This is a genomic window from Streptomyces sp. NPDC057565, from assembly GCF_042801455.1.
Classification (GTDB): Bacteria; Actinomycetota; Actinomycetes; order Streptomycetales; family Streptomycetaceae; genus Streptomyces; species Streptomyces yanii.
On record NZ_JBHVFU010000019.1, the window covers coordinates 111,416 to 124,476 of the forward strand.

The 13,061-nt window shown below is 67.5% G+C and carries 12 protein-coding genes and 1 pseudogene; 1 reads left to right on the forward strand and 12 read right to left on the reverse strand.

What is annotated here, in order from left to right; all coding sequences use genetic code 11:
• Window positions 1-203 precede the first annotated feature (203 nt).
• A pseudogene (locus tag ACFU8W_RS28505) lies at window positions 204-509 on the reverse strand (RHS repeat-associated core domain-containing protein); the annotation flags it as partial.
• Between the two features lie 176 nt (window positions 510-685).
• On the opposite strand from ACFU8W_RS28505, the gene ACFU8W_RS28510 reads away from it, so the two are divergent.
• Window positions 686-1,387: a hypothetical protein gene (locus ACFU8W_RS28510; protein ID WP_384042893.1), complete on the forward strand. Its 702-nt coding sequence runs from the start codon at window positions 686-688 to the stop codon at window positions 1,385-1,387.
• Between the two features lie 60 nt (window positions 1,388-1,447).
• Here ACFU8W_RS28510 and ACFU8W_RS28515 read toward each other — a convergent pair whose 3' ends face one another.
• The 11 genes from ACFU8W_RS28515 to ACFU8W_RS28565 all read right to left on the reverse strand — a co-directional run bounded on the left by ACFU8W_RS28515 (window position 1,448) and on the right by ACFU8W_RS28565 (window position 12,776).
• Window positions 1,448-1,738: a transposase gene (locus ACFU8W_RS28515; RefSeq protein WP_384042896.1), complete on the reverse strand. Its 291-nt coding sequence runs from the start codon at window positions 1,736-1,738 to the stop codon at window positions 1,448-1,450.
• 933 nt (window positions 1,739-2,671) lie between these two features.
• Complete coding sequence (locus tag ACFU8W_RS28520) at window positions 2,672-3,343, reverse strand: ThuA domain-containing protein (protein ID WP_384042899.1); 672 nt, start codon at window positions 3,341-3,343, stop codon at window positions 2,672-2,674.
• A gap of 88 nt (window positions 3,344-3,431) precedes the next feature.
• Window positions 3,432-4,442: a hydroxyacid dehydrogenase gene (locus ACFU8W_RS28525; protein ID WP_384042902.1), complete on the reverse strand. Its 1,011-nt coding sequence runs from the start codon at window positions 4,440-4,442 to the stop codon at window positions 3,432-3,434.
• Between the two features lie 21 nt (window positions 4,443-4,463).
• Window positions 4,464-5,408 carry a carbohydrate ABC transporter permease gene (locus ACFU8W_RS28530; protein WP_384042905.1) on the reverse strand — a complete coding sequence of 315 codons (945 nt, stop codon included), beginning with the start codon at window positions 5,406-5,408 and terminating at the stop codon, window positions 4,464-4,466.
• Window positions 5,405-6,301, reverse strand: a complete 897-nt coding sequence (locus ACFU8W_RS28535) for a carbohydrate ABC transporter permease (RefSeq protein ID WP_384042907.1) — start codon at window positions 6,299-6,301, stop codon at window positions 5,405-5,407. The genes ACFU8W_RS28530 and ACFU8W_RS28535 overlap by 4 nt, the downstream gene beginning before the upstream one ends.
• Before the next feature lie 96 nt (window positions 6,302-6,397).
• Window positions 6,398-7,702: an ABC transporter substrate-binding protein gene (locus ACFU8W_RS28540; protein ID WP_384042910.1), complete on the reverse strand. Its 1,305-nt coding sequence runs from the start codon at window positions 7,700-7,702 to the stop codon at window positions 6,398-6,400.
• 114 nt (window positions 7,703-7,816) lie between these two features.
• Window positions 7,817-8,914, reverse strand: coding sequence for a substrate-binding domain-containing protein (locus ACFU8W_RS28545; RefSeq protein WP_384042913.1), 1,098 nt, complete (start codon window positions 8,912-8,914; stop codon window positions 7,817-7,819).
• A gap of 122 nt (window positions 8,915-9,036) precedes the next feature.
• Window positions 9,037-11,058 carry a PQQ-binding-like beta-propeller repeat protein gene (locus tag ACFU8W_RS28550; protein WP_384042916.1) on the reverse strand — a complete coding sequence of 674 codons (2,022 nt, stop codon included), beginning with the start codon at window positions 11,056-11,058 and terminating at the stop codon, window positions 9,037-9,039.
• Window positions 11,059-11,120: 62 nt separating this feature from the next.
• On the reverse strand, window positions 11,121-11,276 hold the full coding sequence (locus ACFU8W_RS28555) for a hypothetical protein (protein WP_384042919.1): 156 nt from the start codon (window positions 11,274-11,276) through the stop codon (window positions 11,121-11,123).
• A 764-nt stretch (window positions 11,277-12,040) separates the two neighbouring features.
• A complete protein-coding gene (locus ACFU8W_RS28560) occupies window positions 12,041-12,289 on the reverse strand; it encodes a hypothetical protein (RefSeq protein ID WP_384042921.1) in 249 nt (82 codons plus the stop codon).
• Window positions 12,290-12,347: 58 nt separating this feature from the next.
• Window positions 12,348-12,776 (reverse strand): hypothetical protein, encoded by a 429-nt coding sequence (locus ACFU8W_RS28565; RefSeq protein WP_384042929.1) that lies wholly within the window; start codon window positions 12,774-12,776, stop codon window positions 12,348-12,350.
• Window positions 12,777-13,061 lie beyond the last annotated feature (285 nt).

A 13,061-nucleotide genomic window follows, 5' to 3' on the forward strand; every position in this document is an offset into this window, starting at 1 on the left:
CAGCAGTTCTCGATTCTCGAACGGCTTGCGGAAGGACGGCCCCATGCGTGAGGACCCGCGCCCTGAGTCTTCACACCGGACTCGCGGATGCCGTGGAGGACCGCCTCGGACTCCGCCGGATCCTTGGTGGGGATCCACCCGCTCAGATTCATGTGTCCCCCAGAGTCTGCCCACTTGGTAGTTCGGCCAGAGCCCAGTGGATCGGCGCAGGTGTGGGGATTGTCGATGCAGGGCGCCGGATGGGGTGCGGGTGCGAGGCCCACGGGGTCCGGAGTCATGGAGTGCCCGGTTTCCGGGTCGTGGTGGCGGAAGACGTTGTAGTGGAGGTTGATCTCGGGGACGTAGTACTGGCCGTGGAAGCGCAACGGAGTGTAGGCGGTGGTGCCCCCGAGGTGGTGCGGGCGCGTCATGCGATGTCGCCGGTCGTCGACGAGCTTGGTGGGGGCGCCGATGAGGTCGGCGGCGGTGGCGAAGAAGCGTTGGGTTCGCACTTGGCTCACTGACCTCATCAGGGCTGCGTCGTTTTGGCGTTGTGGCCGGTTTGATCACGTGATGCCGTGGTGGATCACGTACTCGATACCCCACTGCCCGGTGGCACGGCTTGTGCCGGAGGGAACCGCGGCCCTGGGCGGGCTCGTGTCCTGGTACGGGTGGAAGGAAACCGGGCGAGGTTCGCGGGGGAATCATGCAGATCATCGAGGTGACCGGGTATGCCGTCCGATCTGCTGTGATCACCATGAGGCGGACAGGGAAGCCACTTGAATTCGTGATCTTCCCGATGCTGCATGTGGCTTCGCCGACGTTCTACTCCAAGGTCCGCATCAGGCTCAGGGAATGTGACCTCATAGTCATGGAGGGAATCCGAGGGAACTCGGTCGGAGTGAGTGCCCTCACGCTTGCTTACCGGTTCACCCCACGGCGCCGGCGCAACGGCTTGCAGGAGCAGCGCGATGAGCTGTTGCTTCCCGAGTCCGTGCCGGTTATCAACCCGGATGTGACCGCGGCGGAGGCGATCGCGGACCTGAAGACACTGCCGCGGTGGACGTACCTGCTTCTCATGGTCGCGGCTCCCGTGATGGGCCTGGTATTCGCGCTGCGCGGTCCGCGCGCTTTCCTCGATGAGGACCTGGTAGTCGACGATCTGCCGTCGACGCTGCGGGCGGAGATGATGGCCGACGATCCTGTGGAGCATGCGATGACCGGTCGGCGCGACAAGCGGTTGCTGGACGCGCTCGGCGAGATCCACGCGGAGCGCGCCGACGAGCCGATCCGGGTGGCCATCGTTTACGGAGCCGGCCACGTCCCGGCTATCGTATCGGGTCTGATGGATCGTTACGGGTATCGGGCACGTGAAGCGGAATGGCTTACCGTCCTTGTCCCGGTGTAGACCGCCGGGCGAAACCGGTTCTGCGCGGCCCGGCAGACGGCGGCGTTACGGCTGGTTTGATCAGGTGATGCCGAGGGTGGTCAGCGGTCGGGTGGTGTCGCGGGAGTGTCTGCGCAGTCCGGCGGCGAGGTTGTCGCAGCCGGTCAGGCGGAGGGCGCCGATGGCGAGGTTGCGCAGGGATGCCATGGCGCGTGGGGCGGTGCCGGTGCGTACGCGGGAGGCGTCCTCGGCGTACGTGGTGTCCCTGACGTGGTGGATCTTGTTCTCGATGCCCCAGTGGTCGCGGACGCGGCGGGCGATCTCGGTTGCGTCGGTCTGGTCCGCCGTCAAGTCGGTGTAGACGCGTTCCAAGGGTGACCTTGCCGGTGGTGACGACCCGTCGGCGGCGCACGATTTGGACGGCCTGCACCGCGTGTGGGAACGCGATCCGCCACGGTCCTCGTCGGCGGACTGCACTCCGCTGGCGACGGCCTGCTCGCCCGTGTGGCCCGCGCGTGCACCGAGGCCGGCCCGCGTCACCGCGTGCCCTGCGAAGATCGTCACGATCAATTGGCGGCCATGCAGTCATGCCCAGACGGTACTGCCACCCACCGACACTCACTTCGGATTCGACTCCGTCGACGCCGTCAATGCCCGCGTCGTGCTCACCCGCCGACCGGGGTTCGACATGATTCGGCGCCCTGGAGGCCGATAACTGAGGTTGGGCACGCCTGAACAGGGCGGGACCACCTCGAGCGCCTCGGCTCACCTGTAGAGACCGGTCGACACTACGTCCGCCACCAGGTCCAGCGGCGTCTGGCGTCCTCTACGACGACCTCAAGAGCCGCCGTTGTCGGGCTGTCTCGCTGCCTGCGCTCTGCATCGCGCCCCTACGCTGGCAGCGCATGCGGCAGGCGGACGCCGGCACCAACGCGTCGGAAGGTGGCAAGACTCGGACTACATCTTCGATGACGAGCTGATAGCGCGAGGGATGTGTCACGGTCGGCCTATGCGTGCTGTACCCGCTTCAGCCGCCGTGTGCCCCACAAGGTAATGACGACGGCACGGGTTCGGTCTGCGTCGCAATCCGGTTAGTCCGGGGTTGTCTTAACGGAGGTTGGTGGACACGAACATCTCCAACACCGACCGTCAGGTTCGTCTGAGCTTCCTCGGCTGACCCGGATCACTCGGCGGAGTGGTGCCGCCGACCTCTCTTCGTGACTGGGCGTTCCAGACACGTGGAAAGTGCCCTCTGCCGGTGACATTGCAGCGGGGAATTCATAGCCGTCCCTGGGGCCCGAGGCATCAGCCCGCCGCCCAGTGAAGGCCGCCCAGGAGGTGGCCGCGGAAGGCAGGATCGGTGTAGGCGTCGTCCGCGTGGCCCAGCGACGAGTAGAACGAGCGGCCGGCGCCGGCTTCCTTGCACCACACCAGGGGGTGATCGGCACCCATGCCGCCTCCCTCGTAACCGGTCTCGTCGATGGTGGCGAGGACCTGTACACCGGGGCGTCGCGGGTTGCTCCGGAAGTCGTACCATTCGTCGTTCCAGTCCCATCGCGGCGGCAGATGGCACATCGCCGGATGGCTCCGGTCCTCGACCAGCACGGTGCCGGGCTGGAAGTCCGGGTGGCCGGCGAAGCGCGCGCCGAGCAACTCTCCGTAGTACGGCCAGTCGTACTCGGTGCAGGCAGCGGAATGAACGCCCATGAAGCCGCCGCCGTCGGAGATCCAGCGTCGCAGCACCACTCGTCCGTCCGGGGTGAGCACCTCGCCGCTGGTGGACAGAAAGACCACCACACTGCGCCCCGCCAGGGAAGCGGCGGTGAAGACCGAGGGGTCGTCGGAGGTCTCCACGGTGAAGCCGTGCTCCTCGCCCAGCTCGCGCAGAGCCGCCTGCCCGGCAGGGATCGAGTCGTGGCGGTAGGCCGTGGTGCGGGTGAAGACGAGAACATCCGACAGGCGGTCGGTCTGGGACATACTGGCACTCCGGGTTTTTGACACGCAGGACGGTCGCGGTGGTCGGCGCTGTCGCGCAACGGGGGCGGTGGGGCAGCAGCCCGGGTGCTCAGGCCGAAGTGGTCAGGGCCGCTCGGGTCACGGGATAGGCGAACTCCCGCCCGGAGCAGTAGCGTTCGACCTCGTCCAGCGCACTGCGGGTGATGCGCAGGAGCTCACCGCCGAGTGAGCCGGCGATGTGCGGGGTCAGCAGCACGTTCGGCAGCGAGTAGAGCGGTGAGGTCGCCGGCAGCACCTCGGGTTCGGTGACATCGAGGACGGCGTGGATGCGTCCCGACAACGCCTCAGCGGTGAGGGACTTGGTGTCGATGAGGGAGCCACGCCCCGTGTTGATGAGTGTGGCACCGTCCCGCAGGAGCGACAGTCTGCGGGCATCCAGCAGGTGGTAGGTCTCGGGCAGCGCGGGGGCGTGCAGCGAGACGACGTCGGAGGTGGCCAGCAGCTCATCGAGTTCGACGAGCCGAACGCCCATCGACCGGGCCGCCTCGGGGTCGAGGTGCGGATCGGCCAGCAGGATGTCGAAGTCGTGGGGCCGGAGCAGCTCCAGCACCCTGCGTCCCACCAGTGACGCGCCCACCAGGCCGATCGTCCGGCGGTAGTTGCCGAAGCCGGGGAAGCGCGCTGTCCAGTCCAGGGCGTTTCGGTGCTCGCGGTAGAGCCCGCCGATTTCCAGGACGCGCTTATTGGCGAAGAGGATGGCAGCGACCGTGTACTCGGCGACGGGTACGGCGTTCGCGGCGGCCGCGGTGGAGACGAGAAGGCCGCGGTCCCAGCAGGCGTCCGTCACATGGTGCTTGACACTCCCCGCCGCGTGCACGACTGCCTTCAGCGCGGGCATGCGCGTCAGCACGGCGTCGTCGAGCGGGGGGCATCCCCAGGACGTGATCAGGATTTCGACAGCTGCCAGGTGCGGAACGGGGGCGAAGTCCTCGGCGACGACATGCGGGTCGATGTCGACGAGACGGGTCAGCCGGTCGACCGCGGCCGACGGGAACAGGGCGTCGCGGTGCCGGCGGCCCATCGCGAACAGGGCGCGCGGGCGGGGCGGAGTGGATGGCATCGGGATCCTCACGACGACGGCCTACTTGACGGCGCCAGCTGTCATGCCGGACTTCCAGAACCGCTGGAGCATCAGGAAAAGGACGACCAGCGGGACCACGGACACCAGCGATCCGACGATGGCCAGGAGGTAGTCCTGCGGGTGCCCCTGGGAGAGCGCGGAGGAGTACCAGACGTACAGACCGAGGTTGACCGGGAAGAGGTCCTTGTCGGACAGCATCACCAAGGGCAGGAAGAAGCTGTTCCAGATCTGGGTGAACTGGAAGAGAAAGATGGTCACGAAGCCCGGCGCGATCATGGGCAGGGCGATCCTGCAGAAGGTCCTGAACTCGCCTGCCGCGTCCACACGGGCGGCCTCGAGGACCTCGTTGGGGATGTACGAGGCACTGAACACCCGGGCCAGGTACACCCCGAACGGGAACACGAGACCGGGGAGGAACACACCCCAGAAGGTGTTCACCAGACCGGCCTTGGCCGCGAGCAGATAGAGCGGAATCGCCATCGCCGTTCCGGGCACCATCACGCCCAGCAGAACGAAGGAGAAGAGCTTCTCCTTGCCGGGGAAGTTCAGTTTGTCGAACGCGTACCCGGCGGCCACGCTGAACACCGTCGCCAGCAGCGAGCCGACACCGGCGTACAGGATCGTATTGAGCAGCCAGCGCAGGAAGATCCCGTCGTCGACCTCGAACAGGTACCTGAGGTTGTCGACGAGCGCGAAGTCCTTGCCCGGTGCGAAGCCGTTCGTGGCGAAGAGGTCCTCGCGGCTCTTGGTGGACGACAGCACGAGCCAGAGCATCGGCAGAAGGGTGTAGAGGGCGGCGAGCCCCAGCATCGCGGTCACACCGGCCTTGGACAGCAGGACCGATGGACGGTTCCCGGGGCCCCGAAGGGCCGGCGGGGCCGTGTCCGTCCGCTCCGGAGCCGGAGGGGCGCCGGCGGGGACAACGCGTGTGATGGTCTTGGTCACGGCTTGCTCCTGCTGCGCGAAAAGCGGGTGACGAGGAATGACAGCACCGCGGCGAACAGCGCCATGAGCAGCGAGGCCGCTGCTGCCAGACCGAAGTCGTTGTGGGTGAAGGCGGCTGTCTGCACGAACATGTTGGGCGTCCAGCTGCTGCCGATCGAACTCGACGCGCTGTAGATGACCTTCGGCTCCGTGAAGAGCTGGACCGATCCGATCACGGTGAACAGCACGGCCAGCGCGATGGCCGGACGGATCATCGGCACCTTGATCGACAAGGCGGTACGGATACCCCCCGCGCCGTCGATCTTCGCCGCTTCCAGGGCCTCGGCCGGCACCGCCTGGAGGGCGGCGTAGAAGATGACCATGTTGTACCCGATCCACTCCCAGACGGCGATGTTCGCCGCGGAGAAGACCGCGTTGTCCGCCGACAGGAAGTCGATGTCGAGGCCGCCGGCGCTCAGGAAGTCGATCACCGGGCTCAGCCCGGGCGTGTAGAGATAGACCCAGATGAGTGCCGCGATCAGACCGGGTACCGCGTGCGGGAGGAACAGGGCCAGCTGGAAGAAGGCCCGCGCCCTGGCCAGCGCGGTATCCAGCAGCAGGGCGAGGACGAGCGCGCCGCCGATCATCACGGGGATGTAGATCGCGACGTACGCGGCGATGGTGATGAAGCCGCTACGGAACGCCGGGTCCGACAACGCGTGTACGTAGTTGTCCAGTCCTGCGAACACCTCTTCCGTGCCGCCGAAGCCGAGGCCGGAGGTGTGGGTGGTGAACAGACTCATCCAGCCGGCGTAGACCAGCGGGGCGAGGGTGACGGTGGTGAAGAGGATGAAGAACGGTGCCAGGAGCAGCGCGGCGGTACGGCGCTGGGCGCGGGCTGACGGAGTTGTCATACCGGGCCTTTCTCGATGGGAGCGGGAAGCTTCGGGGCGGGAGCCGATGCCGGCCTCGAGCGGCGGGGCGGGCATCGGCCCACCAGGGGTCGCGTACTACGGGGCGACCTTCATCCCGCGACGCTCCATGTCCTTCACGGTGGCCTGCTGGGCACCGGTGAGAACGTCGAAGAGCTTCACCTTGCCCTGGGCGACCTTCGGGAGCTGGTCGACGATGGCCGTGTTGGTGGTTCCCATGACGGGACCCCACGTCCAGCCGGGCCGGACCGCTGCGTAGGACGTGCTGCCCAGGGCGTACACGTCCTGGCCCCCGTAGTAGTCGGTGGGGAAGGCGGCCTTGGTGACCGGCACGAGACGGGGATCGGCGGGGAACATGCTGCTGGTGCCGGAGGAGACCCACGCCTTCATGCCTTCGGGGCCGGTGGTGATCCACTTGATGAACTCGGCGGCGGCCGCGCTGTTCTTGGCGCCCTTCGGGATGACGAAGGAGGAGCCGCCGTACATGGCGGAGGCGGGCTTGGCGTCCCAGGTCGGGACCGGGGCCACCGACCACTTGCCCTTCTGGTCGGCGACGGTCGCCTGCTGGGCTCCCGCGCACCAGCTCGCACATACGTAGGCGACGGTCCGGTTCTGCTGGACGCTCGTCCAGAACGGGTCGAGCGAGCTGAGCGAGTGGACGAGGTCCTTCCGGGCAAGGTCACCCCAGTAGTCGGCGACCTTCCGGGCGGGAGCGTCGGTCAGCGACACCTTCCAGGAGTCCTTCTCCGTACCGAACCACTGGGATCCGGCCTGCCAGGAGAGGGCGGTCAGCAGTCCCGGGTTGTCGGTGTACAGCACCCCGCCCCGGGCCTTCGGGTCCGCCTTCTTCACCTGACCGGTCATGCTCCGGTACTCGTCCCACGTCTTGGGGACGCTGATCTTGTGGCTCTTGAAGAAGTCGTTCCGGTAGTACAGCATCAGCGGCGCGGCGTCGCGGGGAATACCCCACGTCTGGCCTCCCAGCTCGACCAACTGCCGTACGGACTCCGGGAAGTGGTCCTTGACCAGGGGCCCGAGCGATGCGCTCAGTGTCTCCAGCTTGCCCTGAGTGGCGAACTCCGGCAGCTGCGGGTACTCGACCACCGCGACATCCGGGACGGTGCCGGCCTTCACTGCGTTCGTGAGTTTGGAGTAGTACTCCTGGCCCGAGGGCACCGCCTCGAACGTCACCTTGATGTCGGGGTGGGTCCGGTTGAAAGCTTCCGCCACCTCTTGGGAGCCCTTGACGAAGGACCAGAAGGTGACCTTCCCGGTGCCCTTCTCCGCCGTGGAGGTCCCGCTGTCCGAGTCTCCACATCCCGTGGCGAGCAGGCCGATTGCTGCGACGGAGCAGACCAGCGCTGTCAGCCGTCTACGAAACATGATGTGCCACCGATCGTTTGCTTGGGTGTCACCGCAATCATTCGTTACATACGACAGCGAGTCAATGCGTTTGCTTTCGATTTTTTTCAAACGGCAGTAAGTGTCATCGCGTGGCTACGCATCCGCCCGCCGGTCGGCACCACAGGACGCGCGAACCCGCAGTTCCGGGCGGAGCAGAATCTCCGCCAGCGGCGTGGCAGGGTCGGACAGCCGACGTACCGCCAGGTCGAGCGCCCACGAGCCCACCGCCTGCTTGGGAGGGGCCACCGCGGTGAGCGGCACCTCGCTCATCTCGGCGACCTCGTCGTCGTACGTGACCAGGGCCAGGTCCTCCGGCACCCGCAGCCCCCGAGCGCGCAGGATGCCGACGAGGGCAATGGCATCGATGTCGTTGTGCACCAGCGCCGCCCGGACCTCGCCCGCCTCCACGGCCCGGACCACCTCGTCGAAACGCGCGTCGGCCGGAGCCGCATCACCGTTGGTGACGACGCGGTACTCCGGCCCGGGCCTCAGCCCCATGGCCTTCACGGCGTCGGCGTAACCGACGCTGAGCAGAGCCGTGTTGGGACTCTCGACCCTGGCGACCAAGGCCACTTGGTCGTACCCGAGCGAGGCGAGGTGACGTACGGCGAGGGCCGCGCCGTAGGCATGGTCGGAAGCCACCTGCTCCAGCCTGCCGGCCCGAATCCCCGCCCTGCGTTCCACCAGCACGGCCGGCACCTCCAGGGTGCTCAGCCACTCGTCGGTCTCGTCCAGCCGCAGGCCCGGGTGCAGCATCAGCAGCAGGCTGTTGACCCCGTCGGCCATGAGCTGGCGGACCTGCTCCCGGTTCTCCGCCAGCGACTCCCCGGAGACGGCCAGCACGACACGGACACCGAGCGCGCGGGCCGCCTTCTGGACACCGCGGATCACCTCCGCGTAGTAGTAGCCGCCCGGCGGCACCACCAGCCCGACGGCGTACTTCTCCGCGGCGGGCACCGGAGCGGAGGCCGGGAACTCGGCGGGAACCTGCGTGGGCGCGGCGGCGTCCGGGGCCAGGGCCCTGGCGCCACCGTGCACCCGGGTCAGCAGACCCCGGCCGGCCAGCTCCCGCACGTCCTGGCGCAGGGTCACGGCGGAGACTCCCATCTCCTCGGCCAGCGCCTTCACAGTGATCGAACCCTGGCGCTCCACCGCACGCAGGATCGCTTCCCGCCGTTCGTCAGCCAACACCTTCAGTCCCCTCTCGGTAACGAGTGAACCATCGCCTTTCACTCGACAACCGAAAGATATCAATCAAAAGTCAACGTTGGTCGGGACCAGTGGAACCGGGGAACAGCGACCTCATGGCCGGGTCAGTGCGACGGCCTGTCGTCGACCGCGACGAGGTTGCCGCCGCGGAGCGTATAGAGCAGACCCTCGTGCACGTTGACATGCGGGCCGCTGTACCAGGCCCCGTTGATGTCGGCGACGACCGTGCTGACGGCGAACGTCTTCGGGTGGAAACGGAAGAGGGTCGTGTCCGAGACGCCGTACACCACGCCCCGGTTGGTGACCATGGCGGCGAAGCCCTTGCTGACACTGCTGACGTCCGAGGTGTGCACCACCTTCCGGGTCCGCCGGTCGACGACGAACAGACCGCCCTTCGTGGTGAGTCCGTAGAGGTTCCGGCCCTGCACCGCCAAGGCCGCCACGCCCGCCGACTGCTTCGTGTCGACGCGCCACTGTTCCTTTCCGGTGACCGGATCGACGGCGACGACCGTGGCGCGCGGCCCCTCCTTCGAGGCATTGTCGCCGCCCAGGTAGGCGACGCCGTCCCGGTTGGCCACGGCCCGGACGAGTTGGACGTCGTCGATCGGATTGGGGTAGGCGGCCGACGCCCCGGTCCTGGGGGAGTACGTCCACAGGGCGCCGCCGCCCTCGGTGTCGGACTGCACACCGACGAGGAGCAGCTTGTTGTCCGGGTCCCACGAGACGTCCAGCGGGCGGTTCTGCTCGCTGGGGAACTTCGCGGCCTGCTCCGGCTGCCGCCGCCGGGAGGGGTCGTACCGCCAGATGCCCTGCGAGTTGTACTGGCCGGTGTACAGGACGCCCTCGATCACTTCGGCGTCCTTGGCCTCGCCGGGTGCCTGCAGGTTGACGACCTCGCCGGACTGCAGATTGCGCCGGGAGATGGCACCGTTGCCGCCCAGGTACACATAGCCGTGACCGGCGGCGATCCCCATGCCCGCCTGCGGACCCGCCTTCGCTCCCGCGTCGTGCAGGTCGGTGACCACCGACGTACGGGCCGCCACATCGATCTCGGCGACGAAACCATAACCCGAGACGACCGCGAGCTTCCCGTCGATGTGGTCCACGCCCCAGATCTCACCGAGGTCGGGCCCGGTGAATTCCACGTGGGAGATCGTCTTGTCGGCCTTCGAGTAGGCCTCCACTCCCGATTCGGAGGCGAAGTAGATCCGCTCGGCGTCGGAGGCGAACATCTTGATGACCTTGCCCTCGGTGGCCACCAGCGTGTACGAGGAGAAGTCCGCCAGGTCGATCACGGCGAACTTCGCGGGATCGACCCCGCCTGACGTGCCGACGATCAGCTTCCCGTCCTGGACGGCGAGTTCCCGCAGGCTGGGGTCCTTCTCCATCTCCTTGGGCACGATCGAGGTGAATTCGCGGCTCTTCCGGTCGAAGGCGAACAGAGACGCCCTGCTCGCGCCGCTCCCGCCGGCGAGGACGCTGCCCGCTCCGAAGAAGACGGTGGTGTCCGTGGCCGCGACCGCCCTGGCCAACGTCGCCTTCGGGTCGGGGGCGCCCAGATTGCTCACGGCACCGGTGGCGGGGTCGTACTGCCACAGGACGGGCGGCTTGTCCGGGACCCCGCCCACGGCGAAGACCGTGCCGTCGGGAGCGACCGCCAGATCACGGATGTCACGGTCCTCGGTCCTGCCGATGGCCACGGCGGGCTGGTCCGGCGTCGTCAGGTCCCACCGGTAGAGATTCGGCTTGCCACGGTCGGACTTGACCAGAACGCCGATGTACAGGTATCGCCCGGTGGGGTCCGCCGCCAACGCCTGGATGGAGGGCTCGGGCCCGGCGTCGAGGTTCGTGTACGACACCACCTTCCGGCTCGGCAGATGGAACCCGACGACACTGGAGGGGTTCAGGTTGCGCGAGCCGATGTAGACGGTGTCGCCGACCAGCAGGCCGCTCATCAGGGAGAACTGGACCAGACCCGGCCCCAGATCCGTCACCTTCGTGGTGGCCGCCGCCGCGGGTGCCGCGCCGGCTTGCGAGGCGAGAAGAGGTCCGGCGGTAGTAGCAAGCCCGAGCGAGCTGCCGGCCTGGAGCAGCCGGCGCCTGCTGAGGGAACGAGAGTGGGTCATCCGTACTCCAAGGGGTGTGTTGGGTCTGCTGAATCACGGATCCACGGATCCACGGATCCACGTCAGGACAGGTCGAAAATGCGGATGTCGTCGTGCTGGACGATCCGCGTGGGTATGTCACCGCTATTGATCGACTCCGGGGGACGGCAGAGCCCCCACTTGATGAATCCGTGCTCGGCCGGGTTGTCCGGCCGGTAGGTGCGCACGTTCTCGTCCACTCCTCGACATCGTGGGGCTGCGAGAACCGGTCGAAGACCGCCCAGGTGGTGTCCATTCAGCACGCTCACATGGTGTGACCGAAACAAAAACGATGAAACGATATCGCTTGACCCTGCGTCGAGGGTGACCCGCGGTGACTGCATGCTGCCACGGTTCCGAATGAAATCGGAAGACCGGCGACGTAAGTTGACATAAGTCAAGGCCCTATGAGGCCATGGCCATGTTTTCGAAGGTGGGGAAGGGTGTTGATCCGAAACTTCACGGGCGTGCTTGTTGTGAGACATCCATCGTTCGACGGAAGTCGATGTCGAATGGCACCCAAGTGATGGTCTCGGCATCACCGAATGGGCCAGTGCCTCCTCGCCCGACCGGTCCCACCACGCGGGCGGCCCCGACAGCAAGTGCCGCGCCGCCAGGGCTCGAGGCGACGTCGGCGGACGTCCTGGCGGACGATCGTCAGGCTTCTGGCCGACGACGACTGGCAGGTGGTGAAGGTGGCCGCCGCCAACCCGTCGCTTCCGGTGGGAAGTTGGAGAAGCAGGTGCCGTGACGGCCGTGGTTGGCGCAGGCATCCTGCTGTATCTGCGGCTGAAGCACAGCTAGTGCCGTGACCGGCAATGTTTGCCCCATGAGGAGCGTCGTCCGGTGCGTGCGATCGCAAGGCGGCCGGAAGCCCTTGTAGCGGAGCTACCAGGGCTTTTGGCCAACGCAGCGAGCGTGCGTGCTGGGCGGTGCGACGGGGCAAAGCTTGCCGGGAGGGGCACTAGAGGCAGTGCCGTTGACTTATGGGCCTGCGGGTTGGGGTCTTGCTGCTGAGGACGGCGCGGGCACCGCGCTGATGGGTCTTGATCTCGGTGAAGACGGACTCGACCTCCCGGCGTTCGCGGTGGAGCGCGGCCAACTGCCGGGCCGGATACAGTCGCGCGTCCCGCAAGGCGGTGACCAGGCGGTAGCCATCGGCCGTACCCTCACCGGCCCGGTCCTTGAGCTGGTAGGCCAGGTCGCGGACCACGACCGGCTCATCCCGGGCAGGACCGCTGCCTGCCCTCATCCGCGAGAGCCATGCCCCGTCACGCAATTGCGTGACGACTGGCAGGACCGATTGGCGGGTACTCGCCACAGCAGGTCGACACCGGTGGCGGTGAAGGCACGCCATAACGGGGCACCGAAGAACTCACGATCGGCCAGGGCGACTTGGCCCGGGCCGACCGAACGGGGTAGCCGGCCGACCAGGGTGACCTCCCGGTGCGGCAGCCGGCGAGTTCCGCATCCAGCACCGCATGGCTGCCCACCTCCACCAAATCAGCCATCCGCACCTGTGGAAACGCGCTCCTGCTCGACCCGCGGCCACTGCCCGGACGTCCGAACGCGGCCTCGTTGGCTTCGGTATCCGCGACGCCCCGGCAGGTCGCGTCCACCGCGAGCAGCCGCAGTCCACGCCAGAACGCGCCGGACGTCTCCTCGGTGGCCATCGGCTCGGCCGTCGTGGCGAACAGCACGCGCAAGGACTCACAGCCCAGCCGCTGCCGGTCCCAACAGGATCAACGGCCGTTCCTCACCCGCTGGTTGCTCGCCACGGCCGTCCTTTCCTGGCCAGCGGCGCCGGGTACGCGCTGCGCCGGTGGTGGCCGGTGGCGCCGGTAATCGGCCGCCCGCCTGGCACGCACCGCCCATGGCACGTCCCCCAGCGCTGCCACGTCACGGATCGCCCGACCTCTGGTGCCTACTTCCAGCGTAGATGGACTGCGCGTCCGCCGACACCTTGATCAGCTCCGGAAGGGAGG

Bases quoted from the DNA above. Each gene is read 5' to 3' on its own strand.
- ACFU8W_RS28510 (WP_384042893.1), top strand. From the start codon at position 686: ATGCAGATCATCGAGGTGACCGGGTATGCCGTCCGATCTGCTGTGATC.
- ACFU8W_RS28520 (WP_384042899.1), bottom strand. From the start codon at position 3,343: ATGTCCCAGACCGACCGCCTGTCGGATGTTCTCGTCTTCACCCGCACC.
- ACFU8W_RS28525 (WP_384042902.1), bottom strand. From the start codon at position 4,442: ATGCCATCCACTCCGCCCCGCCCGCGCGCCCTGTTCGCGATGGGCCGC.
- ACFU8W_RS28535 (WP_384042907.1), bottom strand. From the start codon at position 6,301: ATGACAACTCCGTCAGCCCGCGCCCAGCGCCGTACCGCCGCGCTGCTC.
- ACFU8W_RS28540 (WP_384042910.1), bottom strand. From the start codon at position 7,702: ATGTTTCGTAGACGGCTGACAGCGCTGGTCTGCTCCGTCGCAGCAATC.
- ACFU8W_RS28550 (WP_384042916.1), bottom strand. From the start codon at position 11,058: ATGACCCACTCTCGTTCCCTCAGCAGGCGCCGGCTGCTCCAGGCCGGC.